Here is a 24,472-nt window from a genome sequence, read left to right on the forward strand (position 1 = left end):
TCGAATGGTTGTTGCCAGGACCGATTCACGGCCACTTGAGGGCGAAAACAGCGATCTCCGTCGGCCCGGAAATGGGTTGCTGGCGTGGGCGGGGGTGCCTACTGTCTGGCGCGTGAGTCTTCGCCATGAATCGGCCCATGACCGGGAATCCGTGCGAGGCGTTGTCACGCGGGCGTTCGGCGGTGAGCACGGGGAGGTCGTCGCGGATCTCGTGGATGACCTTCGCGCCACCATCTCGCCCGGCACTGGCCTTTCGCTCGTTGCCGAGGATGACGGCGAGATCGTCGGCCACGCGATGTTCACCCGCAGCCTCCTCGACGCGCCGCGGCGGCTGGTCGAGGTCCAGGTCCTCAGCCCGTTGGCGGTCCTGCCCGAGTACCAGAAGCGCGGGCTCGGCTCGGCCCTTGTTCGCCATGGCCTGGAAATCCTCGCCGAGTCCTCGTCGCCACTCGTCTTCCTCGAAGGCGACCCGAGCTACTACCACCGCTTCGGCTTTGTGCCCGGCGGGGGCCTGAACTTCAGAAAGCCGTCGTTGCGCATTCCCGACGCGGGCTTCCAGGTTGTCACGCTCCCGGCCTACCAGCCGTGGATGACGGGAACCCTCGTCTACTCGGAACTGTTCTGGCGGCACGACGCGGTCGGCCTTCGCCAGAACGAGGCCGAGAAAGTCGCCCCGCCCGTTCCGGGGTCCGCGTGATCGCTGTTTCGGCCCTCTGATGGTCGTAACCCGGTCTGTTTCGTAGCCACCCGAGGGCGAAAACGGCGATCAGGGCGACGGTTGGATCTCGGCAGTCACGGGTACCAATTTGCGATCATGGTCTCCGGTGCGATGCGGGCCGACCCTGTCGGGGTGGCGCTAGGTCGGCCGGACAGGTGTGGTCAGACTGCCTCGCATGCGACGGAGAACCGGGCCTGGTGTCTCTTCCGCGGCCGTCTGTGCGGCCGTCTGTGCGGCATTGTTGCTGGTCGGGCTGGCGGGCTGTGGGAGGGCCGGACACCGCGGGGAGGTGACCCGTCGCCTGGTCGTGGACGGCAGAACCCGGACGTTCACGCTGCACCGTCCGGCCGCGGCACCCGCCGGGCGGCTGCTGCCGGTCGTCCTCGCCTTTCACGGCGGCTTCGGCAACGGGTCCGGGATGGCGGGGCTGACCCACCTCGACGCCGTCGCGGACCAGAACGGATTTCTCGCCGTCTACCCCGATGGCTATCAGCGCAGCTGGAACGACGGGCGGGGGAGCACCCCCGCCGACCGGGCCGGCGTCGACGACGTCGCCTTCGTCGCCGCGCTCATCGACGAGCTCGTCCGCGACGAGCGTGCCGACCCGCGGCGGGTGTACGCGACGGGCATCTCCAACGGCGGCATCTTCACCGAACGACTCGGCTGCGAGCTGGCGGACCGGCTCGCGGCGATCGCGCCCGTCGCCGGGCCGATGCCGGCCGATCTCGTCGCCGGCTGCCGTCCGGCTCGCCCGATCGGCGTCCTGGAGATCCACGGCACCGCCGACCCGATCGTCCCCTACTCGGGTGGGCACGTGAACGGACGCGGCGGTGGCGGGCAGGTGGCCTCCGTCGCCGCGACCGGCGAGCTGTGGCGACGGCTCGACGGCTGTGCCGCCCAACCTGACGTTCGCCCGGTGGCCGACCGCGTGTCAGACGGGACTCACCTTTCGGTGGCCACGGCCGTCGGGTGCCCGGACGGCGTCGGCGTCGTCGTGGACAGCTTCACCGGCGCCGGCCACACGTGGCCGAGCGGCCGCCAGTATCTGCCGAAAGCGCTCATCGGCAGGACCAGCCGTCAGCTCGACGCCAGCCGGGCCATCTGGGCCTTCTTTGCCGACTACCACCGTTAGGCGTCGGTTGATTCGTTACTCGGGCTTGGACGGCACGACGGCGTAGCCGAGAATCCGGATGCCCAGGCGCGCGAGGTCCGTGTCGGTCAGACCGGCGGACTGGCCGGCGGCGCGCAGGAACGGCTTCACGTCCGTGGCGTCGACGAGCATCGCGTAGAGGCGCGTCGTGATCCCCGGGTATCCGCCGTAGCTCAGGTTGTAGGGCGGAACCGTGAAGCAGTTCTCATCGGTCGTCGGCAGGTCGTCGCCGGGGTAGAAGCGGCCGTTACCCCGGTTGTGGTCCCTTGTGGAGTCGGTCGTGCTGGGATCGGCCCACGCGGCGAAGACCAGCCGCGAACTGCGCGGGACCGGTCCGCTGAGCCGGCCTCCGAAGGCCAGCGACGGATGCCAGGCCGGGTAGTAGGTGTAGCGCAGCTCGGTGACGCGCAGGCCGGCGGCGTCGGCCCCCGACTGGGCCACCACATCGGCCCTGGTCTGGAGCGGCAGGGAGTAGCAGCCCCTGGCGACGGGGGCCGGGCCGCGCGCCGCCGGGCTCTGGTCGATGCGGGGCGGGCCGATCCCGCCGACCGGCCAGGCCGCGCCGGGACCGCCGGGCCCCAGCGGCGGGGCCTGGCCTGGAAGAACGGGTCCAGGGCCCCCCGCCGGGGCGGCGTTCGTCGCGACCGGAGCGGACGGGGGCGCCGCGTCCCCGCGCACCGCGAAGTAGGTGATCAGCGCGGCGCCGGCGCTCGCGACGAGGGCGATGCCGGCGGCCAGGGACACCGTCCGCCAGGGTCCGGAACCGGACCGTCCCGGCCCCGCCGGCTGGCCCATCCCGGCGCCGCCCCGGGAACCGTCGAGCAGCGGGGAACCGCCGGTGACCCCAGCCAGGTTCGCCTCGGCCGCAGCGATCGGGTCCGCGTCGGTGTCGGTTCCCGCGAGACCGTCACCGGGTCCGGCCGGGTGGGCGTCGTCGTCGGCGGCCAGCGAGGCGCCGGCCCGCTCGGAGCGGGTCCGGACCCGCCGCCAGGCCGCCAGCCAGACGTCCCGGCGATGCGGGTCGTACGCCTCGACGATCAGGGTCAGGGTCTTCGCGGTCAGCCGTCTGCGCTCGTTGCGGACGTCGTTGACGGTGGTCTTGGACAGCCCGGTCCGCCGCTCGACGGCCCGGTCGTAGGAGTCGCCCAGCAGGGCGAGCACGGCGGCGCGCAGCTCGTCCTCGGTCGACACCGACGCGGGGTCTGGCGCCGGCTCCACCTGCGGCTCCGTCATCAGGTCGCGCTCCTTCGTGTCAGGTCCGACGAGACGCCGCCGTCGTCGAGCGCACGCCGCCGGCCGGTCGTCCGGTGCCCGGGTGGCGGACACGAGACGTACCTGTCGCGGGGGATTCTCCCAGTCTGGCCGGCGAAACAGGACGGGACGGGACAGCCGGGACGTCGTGTCGCCCGAAGGAGTGTTGTCGCAGCGTGGCGGGTGGATAACCTCGCTTCGCGGCACGGGGGGCCGCCGGTGGCCGGTCGCCGACCTCGGGAGTCTCGGGGTCGGTGGCCGGCCACGCGGCTTTCCAGCCCCCACCGCGCGAGGTCGCCGCGGGTTCTGGCCCACGGGCACGGCAGCCGGCCGCTCCGCGGCGGTCAGAACTGCTCCGAGGTCAGCCGTTCCGGCAGGATCGGCAGGGGCTCCGGGTAGTCGAGCGCGGCCCGCTCGCGGTCGGGCAGCCGCCACGGCCGGTGGACCTGGCGCCCCGGCAGGCCAGCCAGCTCCGGCACGTGCCGGCGGACGTAGACGCCGTCGGGGTCGAACCGCTCGGCCTGGCGCAGCGGGTTCAGGACGCGCCCTGGCCGGGTGTCGGTGCCGGTACCCGCGACCCACTGCCAGTTGAGGCTGTTGTTCGCCACGTCCGCGTCGAGCAGGTGCTCGGTGTAGTGGGCCGCGCCGGCGCGCCAGTCGAGGCCGAGGGTCTTCGTCAGGAAGCTCGCGGTGATCATCCTGGCCCGGTTCGGCAGCCAGCCCTCGGTCAGCAGCTGGCGCATGCCGGCGTCGACGATGGGGATGCCGGTGTGACCGGAGCGCCAGGCGTCCAGCGCCGCCGGGTCGTCGCGCCAGGTCCGGTGCGCGTCGCGGTAGTCCTCGTGCGCGGCGGCCGGCCGGGCGGCGAGGAGCTGGTGGAAGAAGTCGCGCCAGGCGAGCTGGCGGACGAAGTCGCGGGCGGCGTCGCCTGTTCCGGCCTGGGTCGCCAGCTCCAGGGCCGACAGGCAGCCCAGGTGCAGATAGGGCGACAGTCGGGACGTGGCGTCCGCCGCGAGCTGGTCTCGGCGCTCGTCGTAGACCTCGACGCCCTCGCGCAGCCATTCCTCCGCTCGCCGCCGGCCCACCGTCTCGCCGCCGTGGAAGCCGCCACCCGCGGACTCGCCGCCCGCCGGCCCGCCGATGGGCGGCAGCGCGCCCGGGTCGACCGCCGGCAGCCGGAGACGGGCCGGCGGTGCGATGACGCGTCGCCACCCGGCCGCCTCCCACCGTCGGTGGTAGGCGCCGAAGACGGCGTAGTGGTCCCGGCCGGCCGGGGTCACCCGGCCCGGCGCGACCACGACGTGCGCCTCGTCGTGGCAGTGCAGCGTCCGGCCGCGCTCCGCCAGCGCCGAGCGCAGCGCCGCCTCCCGCCGCTGCGCGTACCCCGAGCAGTCCGCGGCCAGGTGCACCGTGCCGGCGTCGACCTCGTCGGCCACCCGGCACACCTGCTCGACCGGGTCGCCCGCCCGGACCACCAACCGCCCGCCCAGCTCCCGCAGCGAGCGGTCGAGGTCGGCGAGGCTCTCGGCGAGGAACCGCTCGCGGGCGCCGGTCGCGAAGCCGGACCGTGCCATCGCCGCGTCCAGCACGAACAGCGGCACCGTGTGCTCACCCGCCAGGGCGGCCGCGGTGAGCATCGGGTTGTCGTGCACGCGCAGGTCGCGGGTGAAGACGGCGAGCGTCGTCACCACGGCTGGCCCACGGGCGCCGGGCGCTCGGCCGCGGCGGCGACGGTGTGTGCCATCCGGCCCAGGACGAGACCGCGCACCGGAGCGAAGGATTTCCAGCAGAGTTGGCCGAGCAGGCCGTGTGGCTCGAAGATGGCCCGTTGCCGGTAGACGGAGCCCTGGGCGGCGGGGGCGGCGGACAGTTCGAGCCAGGCCCGTCCGGGCAGGCGAAGCTGCGCGCGCAGCCGGAGCCGGCGCGGCCGCTCGGCGTCCTCGACCCGCCAGCCGGAAAGCGGGGCGTCGGCGGCCCCGGCGGGCCGGACCAGCCGGCGGCGCAGGGCCTCGGCAGACCGGGTGACGCGGCCGGGCCGGGCCGCGACCGCCCGCGCGGCGGGGATGACGTGCCGGCCGTTCTCGGCGCCGACGGTCTCGATCACCTGCCACAGCCGCGTCGGGTCCGCGGCCGTGGCCAGCTCGCGTACGTCCTGGTAGACGGTCCCGCCGGACCAGTCCGGGTCGGTCGGCAGCGGGTCGGACGGCGGGAGCGAGCGGGTCCGTGGTGTCGTCGCCCGGGCCCAGCGCGACGGCACGTCGGCCTCCCTGGTCCTGGCCAACGCCAGCGCGACGGCGTCGTCGTAGCCGGTCAGGCCGCTGGCCGGGTCGGGCACGTAGGCGGCGAGGTCGTGGTCGCGGCAGACGACCTCGTGGACGAGTGAGGAGATCAGCGGGACGGCGATGCTGCGCGGGACCGGCGTCACGAGGTTGACCCACTGGGCCGACAGCCACGGGGTGAGCAGCGGGACGGGGACCACGACCCGGCGCGGTAGGCCGGCGACGGTCGCGTAACGGCGCATCATCTCCCAGTACGTCAGGACATCGGGCCCGCCGATGTCAAAGCCACGGTTGACCTCGGCCGGTACCAGTTCGGCCGTCCGGGTCAGGTAGTAGAGCACATCACGGACGGCGATCGGCTGGACGCGCGACCGTACCCAGCGTGGCGTGACCATGGCCGGGAGCCGTTCGGTGAGGTAGCGGAGCATCTCGAAGCTGGCCGAACCCGAGCCGATCACCACCGCGGCCCGCAGCACCACGGTGGGCACCCCGGAGCCGAGCAGCGTCAGCCCGACCTCCTCGCGCGAGGCGAGGTGCGCCGATAGCCGCTGCCCGGCGGGGCTGATCCCGCCCAGATAGATGATCCGGCGGACCCCGGCCTCGCGGGCCGCGCGCGCGACCGTCTGGGCCGCGGCGCGGTCGCGCTCGACGAAGTCCCGTTGGTGCAGGGAGTGCACGAGGTAGTAGAGGACGTCCTGGCCCGCCAGCGCGGCGGCCACCTGGCCCGGGTCGCCGACGTCGGCCGTGACGAGGTCCACCTGGTCCAGCCACGGAGCACCCGCCAGCCGGTCGGGCCTGCGCGCGGCGGCCCGCACGGTGTGTCCTCGGGCGAGCAGCTCGGGGATGAGCCGGCTACCGATATAGCCGGTCGCACCCACCACGACGCATCTCATCCAGCAGTGCTTCCCCCCGCTGGTCGTCTCGACCGTGGCGGGCGGCGGGCCCGAACATTTTGACCGGATTGTTCGCGCACGGACCGGCGCACGGACCGGTAGACCGGGCGCCACCCGGAGTAGACGAGGCGACCGCGCGGTAAACCCCCGGGTGGGAGGTCAGTGCGATGGTGGGGACGGTCGAGTCGGGTGCGCGGGTGATCGAGCCGGACCGCAAGGTCACCGACCTGCTCGACGTCCTGCGCCAACACCTCGGCATGGACGTCGCGGCGCTGGCTATCTGGCAGGACCGGCAACTGGTCGTCCAGCTCTTCGCCGGTGACGGGCGGAGCTTCGGGCTTGTTCCCGGCATAACGATTCGGAATGGCGGCGAACTCTACCGGGACGTGCAGGATGAACGCATCCCCATGGTGTCCGGAAACGCCCATGGATACGCCCGTGCGCGGCATTCCTCCGCGCTGGACGAACTCGACGTCGGTGCCTACGCGATGACGACGCTGACCGACGGGCGCGACGAGCCGTACGGGCTGCTGTTCTGCCTGACGCACGAAGCCTGCCCGACGCTGCAGGAGCGCCACCAGCAGTTCGTCCAGCTCATCGCGACGTTCCTGCGGGACTCCCTGCTCGACCTGCGCGAGATGTGGCAGACCCGGAGCCAGATCTGGTCGGCGATCAGCGACGTCATCGACTCCGGCGGCCCGGGCATGGCGTTCCAGCCCATCGTGCGGCTCGACACGGGCGAGGTCGGTGCCGTCGAGGCCCTGGCCCGGTTCAGCGCCCGCAGTGGCGGCCGGATCCGCACCACCGAGGAATGGTTCCGCGACGCCCGCCTGGTCGGGCTGAGCACGGAGCTCGACCTGGCGGCGATCAGGCGTGCCGTCGCGGTGATTCCCGACCTTCCGCCGGGCCTGAAGCTGGCCGTCAACGCGTCGCCCAGCACGGTCGCCACCGTGCTGGGCGAGTTCGTCAAGGACCTGCCTCACCGTGACCGTCTGATCATCGAGATCACCGAGCACGAGAACTACACCGCCGGGCCCGAGACCGTGCTCGCCGTGGGCCACCTGCGCGACCTGGGTGTTCGCATAGCCATCGATGACGCCGGCACGGGCTATTCCGGCCTGGAGAAGCTCGTCCTGCTCCGGCCGGACGTCATCAAGATCGACCAGGTGCTGACCCGCGGCATCGACGTTGATCCGGCCCGTCGGGCGCTGACCGCCGGGTTGGTCGCGCTCGCGGGGGAGATCGGCGGGACCGTCATCGCCGAGGGAATCGAGACCCGGACGGAGCGGGACGCGATGCTGAGGTCGGGTGTCCACTACGGCCAGGGCTACTACCTCGGCATGCCGTCGCCGTCCTTGGTGCCGCGCACGCCGGCCTGGGTCGGCGTCGGCCCGAGCTGGCGCCGTGCGCCCTGACGGTGGGGCCGCCGGGCGGCGAGCGTGGGGGCACCGCCGCCCGGCGGGTCTCCCGTCTGTCGGCCGGGTCTGGTGGGGGTGAGATCCGGCCAGGCAGTCGCGGGGAGTGCTGTTGGAGCGGTTTCTAACTCTTCGATGCCTCGTCGCCGGCGGCGGCCGCGAGCGCTGCCGTGGCGAGCCTGGTCTGGTGCGTGGTGGTGAAGAAGTCCTGGTCGTTGGCGCGGGGGAACGGGGTCGCCGGGACCGGGACGTCGAGGAACGCGCAGAGCGGGCCCCAGCCCTCGGCCACGTCGAAGATCAGCAGCCGGTCGCCGGGGATCTGGGCGCGGACGGCCTCGATGTGCTCGGCGAAGATCCGCAGGGCGGTCTCCCGGTCCGGGACCTCGCCGCCGAACACGCCGTCCATCGTCACCCTTCTGATCATTGTGATCAGAGGAAGGACTTCCGGCGGAACCTGCGCCGGCACATTCGAGATTGCCCGAAAGACCGTGTTGCACATGCTCTCGTACCACTGCTCCGGATCGCGGAAGGTGAGAATCACCTTGGCTTCCGGGAAGTGCGCCGTGAGCTCCCGCCAGAAACGGGCACCGGGCCAGTCGACGGTCGACCGGTAGCCGTCATAGATGGCATCCCAGTCGACCGGCCTTCCGTCCGCCGCCTGGATCCAGTCGACCGCGGTCTCCCGGTGCGCGATCACCTCGTCGCCGTGGTGACAGGGGCCGAAGCCGAGCTGTTCGAGCGCGGATTTGAGTGACAGTGTTCCGGTCCGCCCGAATCCGACGCCTATGATGTCGAGCATTTTCCTCCTCCTTCGTCCTCCTCATGCGCCAACGCCGCCGGTGGCGATTGTCGCGATGGTAGCGTTTTGGGTGATTAGCTCTGAAAGGCAGGGTTCAGGGGCATCTGTCCGGTGATCCTGTTGGCTTGCCCGAGGGCCGGACCGGCTCGGCGGTGGCGGTGGGGTGTCGGCCGGTTGCCGCTACGAGGTCCTGAGCGAGGCATTCGCCTACGCGGTGGCGGCGGAACGTCGCCAGGCGTCTGCGGCGAGAAGCTCGGCGACCAGGGTCTCGGTGAGCAGCCGGACGCCGTCGTCCTCGTCATGCCGATACCGCAGCGTGTACGCGGCGTCCGGGGCCGGCGCGCCGACGGCGACGACCGTGCTGCCGCGCTCCTTCGTCCACCGGAACAGCTCGGGCTCCCAACGGGAACCGCCGCACAGCAGCAGCCGGTAGTCGGTGGTTTTGGTGAGATAGACGTCGACGTGGCTCCAGTCGCCGGTCTCGCAGGCAACCGCCGGCAGCCGTGGTCCTTCACGCAGCATCAGGGCCGACTGCTGCGCGGACGACAACCGGCGGGCCGGCGCCGCGACATGGGTGCCGTGCGGGCCGAGCAGCAGCTCGGCGGTCGTCGCCAGCCAGGTATCCCGCCGGGCCAGCAGGTCCTCCGTCGCTTCGGCCGCCTTCCCGACCGTCTCCGGCCACGGCGTCCGGCCGGCGAGAGCGGGCAGGGCGAGCAGGGTGGCCAGGGTGTGCTGGAAGGAGCGGCACGCGACGCCGCCCAGCTCCGTGCCGGCGAGCATCGGCACGGCGACGTCGCACGACGACTCCAGCTCGCTGCCGGCCCGGTTGGTCAGCGCGACGAAGGTGACCGCGCCTCCCGGATCGGCGTCCCGCAGCCTGCGGACGGCGTCGAGGGTCTCGGTCGACCCGCCGGACGCGGACACCGCGATCACCAGCGTGCCGGGCCGCGGCCGGGGCAGGAGGTCATTGCTGGCGATCTCGGCGACGGCGGGCGTGCCGGCCGCCCGCAGCCGGGCCGCCACGACACCGCCGGCGTAGTGCGACGAGCCCATCCCGAGCAGCAGGATCGGCCGGTCGGTGTCGACGCCGGCCCACAGGTGGCCGAGCTGGGCCGACAGCTCGCGCAGCCGCGCCGGCTTCGCCTCGAGGTCCGCTTGGAACAGCTCGGCGTCCATCAGGCGTCCTCGGGTCCGGCGGGTGGCGGGAACCGGCGCCGCAGCGCGGCTTCCGGTACGTATCGCCAGCGGGGCAGGTGCCGGTCGGCGTAGGCGAGCTCGCGGCACAGCTGCTGCCAGCCGTACGCCTCCAGCAACGACTCGTCCAGCAGGTCGCCCCGCCCCGCCGAGCCGAGACCGGCCCGGTAGCTGTCGAGGAACTCGGCCTGGACGGACGCGGTCCAGGTGGCGGCCGCGGCGGCGGGCACCTCGGGATTGTGGTGGCACACCACGTGCCCGACGTTCTCCAGCGACAGGAGCATCCCCGCGACGTCGAGCGCGGCCGGCTGCGGCGCGCGGCGCTGGCGCGGGGTCAACGTCGGGTTGCCGTCAAAGTCGATCACGAACAGCGGGCCGCCGGGCGCCCGGAGCAGCTGGCCGACGTGGAAGTCGCCATGGGCGGCGACCAGCGGTGTCCCGGCGGCCTGCCCGAGCGGGCCCAGCGCCGCGGCGATCGAGTCGCGGTGCGCGTCCAGCAGCGGCGAGCTCACCTGACCCAGCAGGTCCTCGGCCGCCTCCAGCCAGGACAGTGCCTCGTCGGGCGACGCCGTCGCCGGGGTCCGGTCGGCCAGCGCGAGGTGCATCGCGGCGGTGAGCGCACCCAGCTCCGCGCCGAACGGCCGGCCCACCCGGCCGTCGCCCTCGTCGCCGCGCGGAACCGGCGCCGCGGCGGGCGGATCTAGGGCCGCGAGCGCGTGCCTGGCCTCGTCGACGCACCAGGTCCAGCCGTCCTCCGCGCCGGGAACGAGATCGTTGACGGTCGCGACCGGCACCCAGTGCCCGTCCGGCGTGCGCCACTCGATCATTCCCCACAGCGCGGGCGTCCGGCTGAACCCGGCCGCGACGAGTCGGCGCAGCCGCTCCGGATCCGGCCCGACCAGCGGTTGGGTCGTCCACTTGACCACGGCGGCCTCGCCGATGATCCAGGACTCGTTGGTCTGGTCGGCCGTGACCCGCCGCTCTGTCGGCTCGAACGGCCGGCTGACCCCGCGAGTAATCCGGAAGCCGTCCGGAACGTCGCCATCGGAGCGCAGCAGCGCGAGCAACGCGACTCCCGCGCCGGGACCGCTGGGCCGGGCCCGCCAGGCGCCATCGACGAGCTCGACGACGAGCGGCAGCGTGGGGGAACCGTCAGCCACGGGCCGCGACGTGATCCAGCCCAACCCGCTCGATGACGTCGGCGCCGGTGCGCAGCCCGTCCCGCCCCCGGATCGCCGCGCCGACCGCGTCCAGCTTGGTACGCAGCGCGGTGTCGGTGAACAGGCGATCGACGGCGCCGGTCAGCTCGTCGTCGGCGAACCCGTAGGTCGGCAGCCGGATGCCGTAGCCACGCTCGTGGACCCGCTGCGCGTTGTCGTACTGGTCCCAGAACAGCGGGAGCAGGATCATCGGCTTGCCGAAGTGCATGCACTCGGTGGTCGTGTTGTTGCCGCCATGAGTGATCACCAGGTCCACCTGCGGGATGATCGTCGTCTGGGGCAGCATCGCGGCGCCGACCATGTTCGGGCCGAGCTTCAGCTCATCGGCCCGGGGGCCCAGGCTGACGATCACCTTGTGCCGGGTGGTGGCGAGAAGGTCGATGAGCCGCTGCATCAGGCCGACGTCGGCGCTCCCCAGCGATCCGAGGGACAGGTACACCAGCGCCTCGTCGGGGCCTCGGAAGGCGAACCGCGCGGGCAGCTCGTAGGCGTCGTCGGTCTCGCGGACGCTGGAGTCGAGGCGGTGCCAGGTGGAGTCGAGCGGCCGCGCGTCCGTGTAGTCGAGCTCGGCCGGGTAGACGTACAGGTTGGCGTGCGTCGAGGTCTCGATGTAGTCCCGCTCCGCCAGCGGCTTCGCGCCCTGAGCCTGCACCCAGTCGTTGAACTCGGCCCACATCGGCTGATGGGTCCGGTCGAACTCGGCGAGGAACGCGTCCCACTGTGACCGGTCGTCCGCGGCGTAGCCGGCGAACGCCGGCGCGACGCCTGCGCCACGGATCTCCAACGGGTTGCAGGACACGATCCGCACGAACGCACCGTCCGCGGTGGTCAGCGCCGGGAACGCGATCACGTTGTCCTCGACCAGCACGTCCGGCCGATGCTCGGCGATGATCGCCTTGAGCTGCGCCTCGCAGTACCTGGCGCCGTCGATGAGTGCCTGGTAGGTCGGCGCGACGAAGGTCTCCAGCTGCTCGATCGTCGGCTTGCGGAACTCGGGCGCGGTCTCGTTGATGAAGTCGATCCAGAACTGCCCGGCGACCTCGGCGCCCTGGTCCGCCTCACCCTGGTCCGTGGCCGGCGGCGCGAGGTCGACGAGCGCCTCGCCGAAGCCGAACGGCGCGAGCTTGCCCTCCCAGGACCGTTCGGCGGCGAAGACGACGGTGTGCCCCCGGTCGAGCAGGACCTTGCCCAGCCCGATGCACTGGTTGGTCGGGCCGTAGGCCGACTCGGGCACGAACAGCACGGTGAGGGGCATCGAACGTCCTCGCTAGCCGGGCGAACGGGCACGACGTCGCTGTCGCGGGCGTCCGGACTGTAGCAAAACCGTGTTTCCGCCCAGGTCAGCCCAGATCGGGCCGGAAAGCCGCTCCTGAGCCGGCTCCGTCCCGCGCGGGAGACGGCTCAGCCGGAGTCTCGATCGCCAGCCGGCGAACGTCAGGGGCGGCGCTGACGGCCTGAGCCTCGGCGGCGGTCTGCGCTTCGGGGACGGTCTTGGCGGCCGCCGTCGGGGTCGACCGTCGGCGCCGGATCAGCCGCACCAGCGTGAACGCCGTCGCGGCGAGGGCCAGCCAGCCGGCGCCGAGGGACCAGCCGGCGAGGACGTCGCTGGGCCAGTGGACGCCGAGGTACACCCGGGACAGGCCGACCGCGGCCGCGAGCACCACGGCCACGAGGCTCACGAGCGCCGTCGCCAGCCTTGACGCCGGTAGCAGCCGCAACAGCAGCAGACCGGCCAGTCCGTAGGCGATCGTCGCCAGGGTCGTGTGGCCGGACGGGAAGGCGTAGCCGTGCGCGCCGGTCAGCCAGACGGCCCTGGGCGGCCGCGGCCGGGCGATCGCGTGGCTGATCGCCAGCCGGACTCCCTGGCCGGCGCCGAGCAGCGCGACCGAGCACAGCGGCAGCACCCAGTTCCGGGTCCGCCACACCACCAGCGCGCCGAGCACGGCCACGACCCCGTAGGTGACCGGCGAGCTGCCCAGCACGGTGATCCCGCGGACGACCGGAGTCAGCCAGGACCGGCGGTAGCCGATGACGTCGTCCAGCAGCCGGGAGTCGGAGGTCGTGGCGCCGGTCGGGCCCTGGACGTTCTCGACGTCCTGGACGAGGCCGCCGAGCAGCCAGCCGCCGGCCACGAGCACCAGCACGGAGACGCTCAGCCAGCGGTCGGGCAGCTTGTCGCCGTGCCGGGCGAGCCAGGACTGCACCCGCTGCGACCTGCGGGCGACCTGGTGAAGCAGGACCAGCACGATCAAGGCGAGCAGCCCACCGGAGATCAGGCTCACCTGGTGCTCGGCCGCCTTGTAGCTGGCGCCCGCGACGTAGCCGATCAGGGCGGACATCGTGACCCAGGCGAGGCCGCCGACGATGTTGTACGGCAGGAAGGTCCGGTAGGGCAGCCGGCTGGTGCCGGCGAGCCCGGGCACGAGCGCGCGCAGCGCCGCGGTGAACCGCCCGATCAGTACCGCCCAGCCGCCGCGGCGGCGCAGCAGCGCCCGGCCCTGCTCCACGTGCTCGGGCTTGACCAGCCGCTTGGGCAGTCGCGCGAGCACCCAGTCGCCGTAGCGGGCGCCGACCTCGTAGCCGATGCTGTCGCCGATCACAGCGCCCAGGGTGCCCACGACGATCACCAGCCAGAGCGGCAGCTTGTGCGCGTGGGCCAGCACCCCGGCGACGATGATCGCGATCTCGCCGGGGAAGACGACGCCGACGAAGATCGACGCCTCCGCGGCGGGCAGCGCGAACGCCACCAGCAGAACCAGCCACGGCGGGAGGTTGATCAGCCCGTCGACGATGCGGCTCACTCGGCTTGACCACCTCTCCCGTCCCGGCGTCTCCCGCCTCGGCCCGGCCAGCGCTCAGCCTGCCACACGCGTGCGACAGGTCGATCTACTACAAACTACTACACCGCTGAGTCTTCGCCGGCCGGCCTCCGGTGTCGGCCGCGACACAGAAGCGGAGGACCTATCTCCGGTTGTGCTAGCGTAACTGAGACAAGATCGTCCGGTTCTGCTGGTGGGACGTGCCAGCGGCCGGATCGACGCCCCCCGGTGATCTCGACCCGAGGACCAGGACATGACCGAGCTGTCTACCCAGTCGGCCCAGCCCGCAGCCCAGGTGCCAGGCCGCGCGCCCACCGCCAGGACCGCGCCCCCGAAGAATGGCCGCGCGAATCTCCACCTGCTCGTCGTCGGCGCTGGCGCGCTCATGGTGTCGCTCTCGCAGTCGGTCCTGATCCCGGTGCTGCCGAGCCTGCCGACCACGCTGCACACGAGCGCGAGCACGGTGGAATGGCTGCTGACCTCGACGCTGCTGGTCGCCGCGGTCGCGGTGCCCGTGATGGGCCGGCTGGCCGACATGTTCGGCAAGCGCCTGCTGCTGCTGGTCGCGCTCGGGACGCTCGTCGTTGGTTCCGTCCTCGACGCCGTGACGAACAACATCCCGATCGTGATCGTCGGTCGGTGCTTCCAGGGCGTGTCGGTGGCGGCAGTTCCGCTCGGGATCAGCCTGCTGACCGTCCTGCTGCCCCGGGAACGGGTGGGCGCGGGGATCGCGACCATCAGCTCGATGCTGGGCGTCGGCGCCGCGGTCGGTCTGCCGCTGTCCGGGCTCGTGGCCCAGCACCTCGGGTATCACTCGCTGTTCTGGTTCATCGGCGCCGGCGGCCTGCTGACCTTCGTCGGCGTGCTCGGCCTCGTGCCGGAGGCCCCGAACCGCAGCGGCGGCCGGGTCGACGTCCTGGGCGCGGTGCTGCTCGGCCTGGGCCTGATGGCGATCATGCTGCCGCTGGCCGAGACCGCGAGCTGGGGCTGGGGGTCGGGCCGGGTCATCGGACTGCTCGTGGCCGGCGCCGTGGTGCTGGTGGTGCTGGGCTGGGTCGAGCTGCGGACCCGCGAGCCGCTCGTCGACATCGTCGCGCTGCGCCGCCGGCCGCTGGTGCTGACGAACATCGCCTCGATGCTGTTCGGGTTCGCGCTGTTCGCCTCGCTGCTCGGCACCGCGTCCTATGTCCAGGCGCCGAGCGAGACCGGCTACGGTTTCGGCGCGTCGATGCTCGTCGGCGGTCTGTGCGTGCTGCCCAGCGGCATCGGCATGCTGCTGCTCGCGCCGGTCTCGGCTCGGCTGGTCGCCTGGCGCGGCGCCGGGCAGACGCTCGCGCTCGGCGCGATCATCGTGGCGGCCGGCTGGGTGGTGCGCATCCTGGTGACCGGCGCGCTGTGGGAGATCATCGTCGGGACGACGGTGGTCGGCATCGGCACCGGGGTCGGCTACGCGGCCATGCCGTCGCTGATCAACAACTTCACCCCGCCGGCGGAGATCGCGGCGGCGAACGGCCTGAACACCCTGTTCCGGGCGGTCGGCAGCTCGCTGGCCAGCGCCATCGGTGGCAGCATCCTCGCTGCGCAGGTCATGCACCTCGGGCCCGCCGCGCTGCCCTCGCTGACCGGCTACCGCATCCTGTTCGGCATCTGCGCCTGCGCCGCCGTCCTCGCCGCGCTCGCCGCCCTCGCGGTCCCGAACCGCCGGGCGGAGGTCTGAGGCCTGAGAACGACCCGAACCCGAAAAAACGGTCGACGCCGACCGGAGGTGTCTGATCAGATCGGGACGTGCCGGCATCGGGTAGTACGGGAATGACCTTGGTGTTCGACGCGGATGACACGCTCTGGTCGAACAACGTCCGGTTCGAGCGGGTCATCCACGACTATCTCGACTGGCTCGCCCACCCGACGTTGGACCGGGACGCGCTGTACGCGCTGCTCCTGGACATCGAGGCGGCGAACACCGTCGCCCACGGCTACGGCACGAAGGTCTTCCTGCGCAGCCTGCACGAGCTGTTCGAGCGCCTGCGGGACCGTCCGGCCGACGAGCGGGAGCGCCGCGAGATCGCCGAGCTCGCCGCCGCGCTGGCGGACCACCGGGTGGAACCGATGCCGGGGGTGGCCGACACGCTGCGCGAGCTGGGCGGGCGGCACCGGCTGGCGCTGCTGACCAAGGGCGCGGTCGACGAGCAGCAGGGCAAGATCGATGCCTCCGGCCTGGCCGGATTCTTCGAGCTCGGCACCCACATCGTCAGGGAGAAGCACGTCGATGCCTACCGGGGGCTCGCCGAGCGGCTGGAGCTGGACCCGACCGGCACCTGGATGATCGGCAACTCGCCGAAGTCCGACATCCTGCCCGCGCGGGCGGCCGGCTGGCGCGCGGTGCACATCCCGGACGAGAACGGCTGGGCGCTGGAGCACGCCGACCTCGACCCCGCCGACCAGGGCGTGCTGCGCCTGCGTTCCTTCCAGGACCTACTGCGCCACTTCTGAGGTCCCGTTCTGAGGTCCCGGCGTGGGCTTCGGGAATCCAGTACATGTGACCTCGTCGAAAGTTGCTCTCGCGTGGGCATAACCGTGCGATGGACCGACTTGGTCTCTACAGACGCTCACCTCAAGGCGCGGCGAGGTGTGCGGCTGGGGGGATGGTCAGTCGTGCCGAGCGCGTCCGACCTGGCCTGAGCCAGGCAACACCGGACACCTGACCGCAGGAGCCGGACATGGCCACTCAGCACCCGCCGCTGCCGGCGGCCACCCGCCGACGTCGCTTTCGCCTCGGGATCGCGCTGCTGGTCAGCTGCGTCGCTCTCGTCGCCTGGATCGCCGACTTGTCCGTCAGCCTGCCGATGCACTACGAGACCGAGGGCTGGCGGCTGGCCTGGACCGGTTACGACGTCGCGGAGCTCGGCGCGCTCGCGACGACGGCCTACTGCGCGCTGCGAGACCGCTGGGCCCTGATCCCCGCCTCGGTGGTCACTGCCACTCTTCTTCTTTGTGACGCCTGGTTCGACATGGCGCTGTCGTCCGGGACCGATGACTTCTTGATCAGCCTGGCGACCGCGCTGCTCGTCGAGATCCCAACGGCGACCGTGCTCCTCCTGGTCGCCTGGCGCCTCACCCGGCGGCTGCGGGACAAGGCGACCGATGCCGTCCAACCGGGCGCGGCGACCCTGGACGTCGCGCTGCGCGACGCGGCGTTCGGGGCCGAGTTGCGCGCGATCCTGGACGGGCCGAGCATCGCCACGCTCGCCATGATCGGCACCGATGGCGAGCCCCATTCGCGCGTCGTGGGGCTGCACCGCGAAGGCGACGCGCTGCTGCTGTCGATCGTGGCCCCGCGGCAGCCGTCCAGTGATCTGGCGAAGGACGCCCAGGTGAGCGTCTCGGTCTTCGATCTGACCAACCCGCGCACCGCCGTCGAGATTCGAGGGATCGCACGGCTCCTCGCGGACGGCGAGCGACCCGGGCCCGTGGCACTCGCGCGCGAAGCCGAGCCCACGCCGACGCCGCTCGCGCGCACGTCGGAACCTCCGGAACTGCTGGATCCGGCGGACCCCTCCGGGATTCGTCTCGTCGCCAGACTCTTCCCCACCGCCATCACCCGCCTGGCGTCCTGACCGGGCCCGGCCCCGTCCCGCCGGGCACATGATCGTGACTTCAGCCCTCGGCTGGTCGTAATCGAGGCCGCTCTACAACCACCCGAGGACCAAATCGGCGATCATGTCCACTGGGCGCCTGGCTAGCGCTTACGGAAGTCCTGGCGGACTGCATCCCCGTGCCGTTCGAACGCGGCCCGTACCGTCATGCCAACCGCTACGTCCTCCGGCGCGCATCCGACGATGTTGCCCACCACCCGCAGATCGTCCTGCTCGGCGAGCTGAACCACGGCGATGACGTAGGGCACCGGCAACGTCGGGTGGAATGGGTGGTGATTGACGGTGAAGGTGAAGACCGTCCCGTCACCGCTCACCGGCTCCACCCCCAACTCGCCCCCGCACGCGGAACAGCGAGCGGCCTCCGGATAGGTCCAGCGCTCACAGGCCAGGCACCGCTGGACCAGCAGCCTGTCGCCCGCGTCGAGCCGCGACGTCGTCATGGGACCCCCAAACATCCGGGCAACGCGAACCGAACCGGTGAGCCGGACGCCGGCTCTCCGACCGTAGGCCCAGCAGGCCCCCCGGGATCCGACGTGGCGGGGTGAACCAGGTCGCTTCCGGTGACCGGGTCACTCTCCAGGTCATAGCGTCGCCCGTATGACGGGACTTCCGGAGCGGCGCGCCATCATCTCCGGCATCGGGATCTCCCGGATCGGCCGGCGCACCGGGATCCCCGGCCTCGACCTGACGGTGGAGGCGTCCCGGCAGGCGATCGCCGACGCGGGCCTGCGACCAGAGGACATCGACGGCGTCGCGACGCTCGGGGACACCCCGGTCAAGGCGGCCTGCGACGCCCTCGGGCTGGCGCCGGACTATCTGGGCGGCGGCATCGACACCGGCGGCCTGCTCTCGCCGGTCATGTCGGCCGTCGTCGCGGTCGGCACCGGGCGGGCCCGGCACGTGCTCGTCTACCGGACGGTTCAGATGATCGGCGGCGCGGTCCTCCCCGACGGCGCGGCGCCGCACCTTGAGGGGGCCGGTCTGGGCCCGACCCCGGACGGCGACTCAGGCTCCGTCTATCCGGCGCGTGACGGCCTGGCCGGCGGGATGGACGAGCTGATGGGCGCACACGCCTACTCGGCCGCGAACTGGCTGGCGATGCACTGCCGCCGGCACATGCACCTGTATGGCACGACGAAGCAGCAGCTCGGCGCCCTCGCCGTCAACAGCCGGCGCAACGCGGGGCTCAACCCGGCGGCCGTGTTCCAGACCCCGATCACGCTGGACGACTACCTGTCGGCCCGGCCCATCTCCGAGCCGTTCGGCCTGCTGGACTGCGACGTGCCCATCGACGGCTCCATCGCGCTGGTGGTATCCGTGGCGGATCACGCGACCGGCTGCGAGCATCCCGTCCAGGTCGAGGCGATGGGCGGCTCGACCGGGCCAGGCGGCTGGTACCTGCGGCCCGACTACCCCAGGATGGCGTCCAGCGACGCCGCGGCGCAGCTGTGGTCGCGGACCGACCTGCGGCCCGCCGACGTCGACTTCGCCGAGCTCTACGACGGCTTCACGTTTCTCGCCCTGGCCTGGCTGGAGGCCTTCGGGTTCTGCGGCGAGGGCGAGTCCGGCCCGTTCGTCGAGGACCCCGGGCGGATCGCCCTGGAGGGCTCGTTCCCGATCAACACCTACGGCGGCCAGCTGTCCGCCGGCCGGATGCACGGCTACTGGATCGTCCACGAGGCGTGCCTCCAGCTGCGCGGGCAGGCGGGCGATCGCCAGCTCGGCCGTCACCGGGTGGCCGCCGTCGGCGCCGGCGGCGGCCCCATCGCCGGCGCGCTGCTCCTGACGGCCCACTAGCTCACGCGGCCCGCCAGCTCACCTCAGGCGCCCAGAGAACTCAGGCGCCCAGAGAACTCAGGCGCCCAGAGAACTCAGGCGCCCGGGGACATCGCCTGGGCGCTGAGCAGGTGCGCGGCGGCGCGGACCTGCGCGATCGCGACGCGCCAGGCGGCGTCCACGATCGAACCGACCGCCTCCGGCGCGGGCCACAGCAGGCAGGACGGCGGCAGGCAGATCCGGTAGGCGAGCGTCCCGGACTTCTCGTGCGCGATCCATGCGCCACAGGTCTGCGCGGGCGCGAGCGTGGAGATCGCGATCAGCGCGGCGGTGAGCTCGGCGTCGTCAGCCGGCCGGCCGGCGCCGCTGGGCACCCCGGCGTCGTCGAACGTCCCGAGGCGGTCGAGCTGCCCCATCCGGCTGAGCTCGCCCAGCCGTTCGAGGTCGCCCGGGCGCAGCAGCCCGGGATCCAGATGGGTGTCGAGGATCATCGTGCCGGCGCCGTAGAACGGGTGATCGCCCGGAGTGGGCGGGGCCAGCCGGGCGATGGTCGCCGGCGCCCGGCGGCCCAGCCCCACCTCGTCGTCGGCCGTGAACGAGAACTCGGGGTCGGCGCCGAGCCCGAACCCGGAGGCCTCGCCGTCCGCCGTGTCCAGTGAGCCGGTGGCCGACGCCTCGGAACGGCTCGCCGGCTGGGTCTCGCCCTGCTCACCCGGGGCCAGCGGCTCGGCCAGCACCAGGAAACCCGTGCCGTGGCCGTCGTCGGCGATCTGGCCGTCGAACAGCAGCCGGCCGAGCGCGTCCCGGACGTGCGCGTCCCGGAACGCGTTGCCGAGGTGACCGGGCACGGTCAGCGGCTTCGCGCCTGGCCGGCCCGGGTCGGGCGGGACGCTGAGATCGGGCAGCCAGGTCCGGCTGCCGGCGGCCAGCGCGGTCAGCAGCAGCGCGAGCGGGCCGCGCAGGCCGTCGAGCGGCGCGTCGAGCCGGGTGACCAGCCGGGGCCGGCTCGGCTCGCTGATCGGCTCGGCCAGCCGAGGCCAGCTCATCAGCTCCTCGTGCACCGGCGGGGTGACCGGCCGGGTCCACTCGACGACGACCGTCTCCGACCGGGCGTCGTCGCCCACCGGGGTCGCGGCCGTGAGCGAGAGGCCGGCGGGGTAGTCGAGGACCGCGCGGAACGCGCCGAACAGCGACGGCAGGCCCGCGGCCAGCTCGGCCACCGTGCGCGTGTCCGAGAGCGGCGCGACCGGCGAGTCCGCCAGGCTGACGAAGACGATCCACTGCTGGTAGCGGACCAGCCGGCCCAGCGCTCCGGCGATCTCGTCCGGGTGGTCGCCGAGCATGGTCTCGGGGAAGAACCAGGTGGTCAGGCAGGGAGCGTCGGTCGCGTCCAGGCCCCACCCGCCGACCACGGTGAGGTCGTCGGCCGAGGTCTCGGCCAGCAGGGCGCGGTTGCGGTCGTTGCACCAGGCGGCCCGTTCGTCGACGTCGCCCGGCAGGTAGTCCAGACAGGTGCGGACCCGGATGCCGAGGCCGAGGTCCTGATGGTCGGTGACGGTCAGCTCGGACCGGCAGCGCGCGGCCGGGCCGGACGGGTCGTAGGTCCTCGTCCACCACTCGGCGGTCAGCGTCCGGCCCGGCTCGTGGCCGGTGACCCGGTGCGGCGGCGCCATCAGCGCGGTCAGCGTGATCGGAAGCACGAGCGGGCGCACGGCGTCGTCGCCGTTCATCGCCTCCTGGGCACCCAGCCGGATGTCCGGCAGGGCGTCGAACAGGATGTCCCGGCTCGGGCGCGGGCCGTTGGTCGGGTGCGCGGACCCCGCCGGGACGGCGCCGCGGGCCGGGCCGCCGAGGCCGACGAGCGCGCTCGCGGCCTCGTCGGCGCGAATCAGCTGGTCCACGGCGACGAGCCGCGCCCAGGACCGGTCCGGCGACCAGAGCGACGGCCCGAGGTGCACCCGGGCGACCGCCTCGACCGTCCCCGCCACCGGGTCGAGCACGAGGGCCGACCGGCCGTCGTCGGCGTTGCGCCGCGCGAGCAGCCGCAGGACGTCGGGGGACGCCGGCACCTTGCTGGCCACCTCGGTCGAGATGCGCAGCGAGCCGGCCCGGCGGTCGTCCGGCGCCGGGCGCGGGGTGACCCGCAGCCGCTGCCGGCCCTGGTAGGGCCACCAGTCGAAGCCGGCCGAGCCCAGCACGGACCACTCGACGTCGGGCCCGACCAGCGAGGCGTACAGCGCGTCCAGGGCCAGGGCCGGCTCGTCGCAGGCGGTCGAGCTGGCGGCGAAGGCGAGGCCGGCCGGCCGGCGCGAGGCCGGGCCGATCGGGTAGCGGTCGGCGGGGGTGAGGTCCTCGCCGGTCAGCAGCACCCGGCGGGCCAGCATCGACGCGCCGGCCGCGGCCAGCAGCACCTCGCGCAGCAGGGTCACCGTCGTGCGGGTGCCCGCGGCCATGACCGCGTTCGGCAGGAAGACCGTCCAGGTCGGTGCGCCGCCGCGCAGCACCCAGGCCCCGACGCCGTGCGCGGCCCCGGGGTCGCGGGCGTCCTGGATGTTGAGCGCCGTCAGCACCCCGGCGACGTCGTCGCTCGGCCGGACGGTGACCGGCGTGCGCATGGTGATCAGGAGGCCCTCGCCGGCCTCGGGACGCGGGTCCTGCCGGCTCGCCAGCACGACGCTGGTCAGCAGCCCGGCCGGGGCCGGCTCCGGCGCGGTCACCACCTCGACCGGACGGTCCTCCGGCGTGAAGAACGGCCCCCAGCTGAACGGGACCTCGCACCGGAAGCCCCGGCCGTCGCCGGCGCCCCAGACCGGGCCGCCGTCGCTCTCCTGGTCGTAGCGCAGCCCGTCGAACGCCGCGAGCAGAGCGCGCCAGAGCGGGGTGTTGTCCGCCTCGGCGCCGGCGTGCAGCAGGTCGTGGTACCGGGTGACGCGGTGGCGGCCCGGGCGGGCCTCGCCGTCGGCGTCGCGGGCGACGAACGGCACGCCGGCGACCTCGTCGTGCAGCCCGTCGCCGAGCGCGGCCACCGCTGTCGCGATCTGGTCGCCGACCGCGGCCACGGCCAGCCGGGCCAGGGCCGCGCCGCCGGGCGCGGTGTCGTCCGCCTCGTCGTCGGAGTCCTCGTCGGGGTCGTCGTCCTCGTCCTCGTCGTCGTCACCCTGCTCGAGACGGCCGACGACGAAGGAGCACGACAGGTACAGCGCGTCCGGGTCGAGGTCGGTGGACTCGTCCAGAAAGGCTTCCAGCGCCAGCCGGTCAGACAGGTCGAGGTCAGCCGACCGGGCCGGCGCTCCGGGCTCCGTGCCCGCCTCGGCGCCGGTTCCAGGCTCGGCTTCCGTCCCTGTCTCGGCTTCGGGGCGCGCCTCGGTTGCCGTTGCCGTCTCGGCCTCGGGGCCCCCATCGGCCCCGGTGGCCGCCGCCCCGGCTTCGGGGCTTGCCTCGGCTGTGGGGCCCGCCTTCGCCTTGGTGGCCGGCGGGATGGTGCCGGCTGGCTCGACCCGTGCCGTCGGTTGGGTCGGGTCGTCGGCCAGGCTGGGGTGATCGGCCGCCTCGTCGTCCTCGTCCTCGTCGGCGTCCGGGTCGGGACGGTCGGGGATGGCCGGCCACGGGCCGGCGATCCAGCGGTTCAGGGTGATCTCGGCGTTCAGCCGCTGGCACAGGGCCCGCGCCCGCGCCGGGTCGCCGATCGTCGAGACCGGTGTGGTGACCCGCAGCACGGCGACGGCGGAGGCCCCGTCGGGCACCGGGAGCAGCTCCAGCAGTGTCCCCAGCTCGCTGTGACGCCAGAGCAGACCGGTGCCGTCCGGGCCCGGGCCGATCCACTCCTCCTCGGCGCCCAGCTGGCTGAGCAGGTGGGTCCGCAGGTCGGCGGCGAGCGGAAGGCCGGTGTTGAACGCGACCGCGTCACTCACCGTTGCCGCCGTGGGAGGCGGGAAGATCGTGCGGGTCCGGCGTGGCGCCCCCGGCCGCCGGGTCGGCCTTGCGCGGCGCAGGCGGACCACCGGCCGTCGGACCACCCGCCGTCGTGCCGTTCGGGGTCGCGCCGCTGTCCTCCGTCGGCGTCGCGGCGGTGAGCTCCCGCGCCCGCGCGATCGCCGCGGTCTCCGACTCCTCGGCCGCGAGTGCCCGGACCGCGTCGGCCACGAGGATCTCGTGCGCCTCGCTGACCGGACCGGAGCCGTCGGCCGCGGCGCGCGCCTCGTCGGTCGCCGGCAGCCGGTCGGTGTCCGCCGCCTGGGTGTCGGTCGCCGCGTGCACGGCGTGCGCCGCCCTGGCCGCCTCGGCGCGGCGGGCCGCGGCCGCCGGGTTGGGCAGCGGCTTGGTCAGACGCGAGCTACGCCAGCCGAACTCGCGCGGCGCGACCAGTTCGTCGCACGGCACCACGGACAGTGCCGTCGGAGTCCACTCGACGACGGCGTCCTGCTCGAACTCGGCGCCGAGCGCGCGGGCCCGTGCCCTGGTCAGGCCGGCGACGGCGATGCTCGTCTGCGCCTGCCGGCCGCCGCCGACCGCGGGCCACGAGGGCAGGCCGGTCGTCGCGACCCGGCCCGCGAGCGCGCGCTGCCGGTTGGCGTTCTCGTGCGGGCGCAGCCGGCGGGAGCGCGGGTTGAACGCGGTGAGTACGTGCACCCGCTCCACGCCGGGGAACGGGAACTCCCCGCTGGCGGTGCCGGCGGGCGCCGAGCGCACGACCACGGTGGTGTCCTCGACGCCGATCTTGACCTCGGCGCACGGGTAGTCGTCGAGCCGGCTTTCGAGATCCGTGGCGGCGCGCAGCCGGGTGAAGGCGTCGTCCAGCCGGGCCACCTCGGGACGGCGGTGGTCCGGGTCGGAGGCCAGCAGCTCCCGACGCCGGGAAAGGTAGGAACGGCAGATGGCCGCGACGGAGGTCTCCGGCTGGGCCCCGAGCAGGGCCAGCAGGTCAGCGCGGGTGGGGTTCGGGCGCTTGGACACGTCAACCTCCGGGGGCCTCGGTGGACCCCCGCGACCGTGCCCGGTTCGGGAGATCCGCGTTACCGCTACCAGTTGTCACCGGCGGCGATCAGGTCGTTCCTGGGGCACCTTGCGCGAAGGTTGCCGGACGGCGAGCCAGGCCTTGACGCAGTCCTCTTGACCACGAGCCAGGTTAGAACCTCCGTATACGTCTCGCAAGATTCAGCCGTCGGTGCCGAGGTCGTTACTGAATGCGTGACAATGCTACCGGCGGGAACCGACGATTCTGGCGCCGTCGCCGGACTCGCTCCCGGCAACCTGCGCCTGACGGACGGCAGCCGCCCGGTAGAAGGACGCGCCTGCCGGCTCGCGC

At 73.2% G+C, this 24,472-nt stretch carries 18 protein-coding genes and 1 riboswitch; of the genes, 7 read left to right on the forward strand and 11 right to left on the reverse strand.

Going from position 1 to position 24,472, the window contains the following annotated elements:
• Nucleotides 1-76: 76 nt before the first annotated feature.
• Both FRAEUI1C_RS02410 and FRAEUI1C_RS02415 read left to right on the forward strand, forming a co-directional pair.
• On the forward strand, nt 77-697 hold the full coding sequence (locus FRAEUI1C_RS02410; RefSeq protein WP_232425273.1) for a GNAT family N-acetyltransferase: 621 nt from the start codon (nt 77-79) through the stop codon (nt 695-697).
• 310 nt (nt 698-1,007) lie between these two features.
• Nucleotides 1,008-1,850: an extracellular catalytic domain type 1 short-chain-length polyhydroxyalkanoate depolymerase gene (locus FRAEUI1C_RS02415; protein WP_013421689.1), complete on the forward strand. Its 843-nt coding sequence runs from the start codon at nt 1,008-1,010 to the stop codon at nt 1,848-1,850.
• Between the two features lie 15 nt (nt 1,851-1,865).
• Here the strand turns inward: FRAEUI1C_RS02415 and FRAEUI1C_RS02420 are convergent, their stop codons facing one another.
• The 3 genes from FRAEUI1C_RS02420 to FRAEUI1C_RS02430 form a co-directional block, all read right to left on the reverse strand.
• A complete protein-coding gene (locus FRAEUI1C_RS02420; RefSeq protein ID WP_013421690.1) occupies nt 1,866-3,101 on the reverse strand; it encodes a hypothetical protein in 1,236 nt (411 codons plus the stop codon).
• A gap of 362 nt (nt 3,102-3,463) precedes the next feature.
• Nucleotides 3,464-4,807, reverse strand: coding sequence for a cryptochrome/photolyase family protein (locus FRAEUI1C_RS02425; protein WP_013421691.1), 1,344 nt, complete (start codon nt 4,805-4,807; stop codon nt 3,464-3,466).
• Nucleotides 4,804-6,291, reverse strand: a complete 1,488-nt coding sequence (locus FRAEUI1C_RS02430; RefSeq protein WP_013421692.1) for a DUF2867 domain-containing protein — start codon at nt 6,289-6,291, stop codon at nt 4,804-4,806. Before FRAEUI1C_RS02430 ends, FRAEUI1C_RS02425 begins: the two co-directional genes overlap by 4 nt.
• Before the next feature lie 167 nt (nt 6,292-6,458).
• Between FRAEUI1C_RS02430 and FRAEUI1C_RS02435 the strand changes: the two genes are divergently transcribed.
• Complete coding sequence (locus FRAEUI1C_RS02435) at nt 6,459-7,706, forward strand: EAL domain-containing protein (protein ID WP_013421693.1); 1,248 nt, start codon at nt 6,459-6,461, stop codon at nt 7,704-7,706.
• A 124-nt stretch (nt 7,707-7,830) separates the two neighbouring features.
• On the opposite strand, the gene FRAEUI1C_RS02440 is transcribed toward FRAEUI1C_RS02435, so the two are convergent.
• From FRAEUI1C_RS02440 to FRAEUI1C_RS02460, 5 genes are all read right to left on the reverse strand, one after another.
• A complete protein-coding gene (locus FRAEUI1C_RS02440; protein WP_013421694.1) occupies nt 7,831-8,505 on the reverse strand; it encodes a sulfotransferase family protein in 675 nt (224 codons plus the stop codon).
• Between the two features lie 207 nt (nt 8,506-8,712).
• Nucleotides 8,713-9,681, reverse strand: a complete 969-nt coding sequence (locus tag FRAEUI1C_RS02445) for an SIS domain-containing protein (RefSeq protein WP_013421695.1) — start codon at nt 9,679-9,681, stop codon at nt 8,713-8,715.
• On the reverse strand, nt 9,681-10,859 hold the full coding sequence (locus FRAEUI1C_RS02450; protein ID WP_013421696.1) for an aminoglycoside phosphotransferase: 1,179 nt from the start codon (nt 10,857-10,859) through the stop codon (nt 9,681-9,683). The genes FRAEUI1C_RS02445 and FRAEUI1C_RS02450 overlap by 1 nt, the downstream gene beginning before the upstream one ends.
• Nucleotides 10,852-12,174, reverse strand: a complete 1,323-nt coding sequence (locus FRAEUI1C_RS02455; RefSeq protein ID WP_013421697.1) for a nucleotide disphospho-sugar-binding domain-containing protein — start codon at nt 12,172-12,174, stop codon at nt 10,852-10,854. The genes FRAEUI1C_RS02450 and FRAEUI1C_RS02455 overlap by 8 nt, the downstream gene beginning before the upstream one ends.
• A gap of 85 nt (nt 12,175-12,259) precedes the next feature.
• Nucleotides 12,260-13,720: a bifunctional DedA family/phosphatase PAP2 family protein gene (locus tag FRAEUI1C_RS02460; protein WP_013421698.1), complete on the reverse strand. Its 1,461-nt coding sequence runs from the start codon at nt 13,718-13,720 to the stop codon at nt 12,260-12,262.
• Nucleotides 13,721-13,991: 271 nt separating this feature from the next.
• Between FRAEUI1C_RS02460 and FRAEUI1C_RS02465 the strand changes: the two genes are divergently transcribed.
• The 3 genes from FRAEUI1C_RS02465 to FRAEUI1C_RS35845 all read left to right on the forward strand — a co-directional run bounded on the left by FRAEUI1C_RS02465 (nt 13,992) and on the right by FRAEUI1C_RS35845 (nt 17,352).
• Nucleotides 13,992-15,455 (forward strand): MFS transporter, encoded by a 1,464-nt coding sequence (locus FRAEUI1C_RS02465; protein WP_013421699.1) that lies wholly within the window; start codon nt 13,992-13,994, stop codon nt 15,453-15,455.
• A gap of 92 nt (nt 15,456-15,547) precedes the next feature.
• Complete coding sequence (locus FRAEUI1C_RS02470) at nt 15,548-16,228, forward strand: HAD family hydrolase (protein WP_041258732.1); 681 nt, start codon at nt 15,548-15,550, stop codon at nt 16,226-16,228.
• 227 nt (nt 16,229-16,455) lie between these two features.
• Nucleotides 16,456-17,352, forward strand: a complete 897-nt coding sequence (locus FRAEUI1C_RS35845; protein WP_013421701.1) for a pyridoxamine 5'-phosphate oxidase family protein — start codon at nt 16,456-16,458, stop codon at nt 17,350-17,352.
• 122 nt (nt 17,353-17,474) lie between these two features.
• On the opposite strand, the gene FRAEUI1C_RS02480 is transcribed toward FRAEUI1C_RS35845, so the two are convergent.
• The gene (locus FRAEUI1C_RS02480) at nt 17,475-17,831 is read right to left on the reverse strand and encodes a Zn-ribbon domain-containing OB-fold protein (protein ID WP_013421702.1); all 357 of its coding nucleotides are present in this window, start codon (nt 17,829-17,831) and stop codon (nt 17,475-17,477) included.
• Between the two features lie 157 nt (nt 17,832-17,988).
• Between FRAEUI1C_RS02480 and FRAEUI1C_RS02485 the strand changes: the two genes are divergently transcribed.
• Entirely contained in the window at nt 17,989-19,188 is a 1,200-nt protein-coding gene (locus FRAEUI1C_RS02485; RefSeq protein ID WP_013421703.1) for a thiolase family protein, read from the forward strand.
• Nucleotides 19,189-19,262: 74 nt separating this feature from the next.
• Here the strand turns inward: FRAEUI1C_RS02485 and FRAEUI1C_RS02490 are convergent, their stop codons facing one another.
• Together FRAEUI1C_RS02490 and FRAEUI1C_RS40050 are read right to left on the reverse strand one after the other, a co-directional pair.
• Nucleotides 19,263-23,078 (reverse strand): hypothetical protein, encoded by a 3,816-nt coding sequence (locus FRAEUI1C_RS02490; protein ID WP_013421704.1) that lies wholly within the window; start codon nt 23,076-23,078, stop codon nt 19,263-19,265.
• Nucleotides 23,071-24,120 (reverse strand): DUF3293 domain-containing protein, encoded by a 1,050-nt coding sequence (locus tag FRAEUI1C_RS40050; protein ID WP_013421705.1) that lies wholly within the window; start codon nt 24,118-24,120, stop codon nt 23,071-23,073. Before FRAEUI1C_RS40050 ends, FRAEUI1C_RS02490 begins: the two co-directional genes overlap by 8 nt.
• Nucleotides 24,121-24,171: 51 nt before the next feature.
• Nucleotides 24,172-24,282: riboswitch (SAM riboswitch) on the reverse strand.
• Nucleotides 24,283-24,472 lie beyond the last annotated feature (190 nt).

This window comes from Pseudofrankia inefficax (genome assembly GCF_000166135.1).
In the GTDB taxonomy this organism is placed as follows: Bacteria; Actinomycetota; Actinomycetes; order Frankiales; family Frankiaceae; genus Pseudofrankia; species Pseudofrankia inefficax.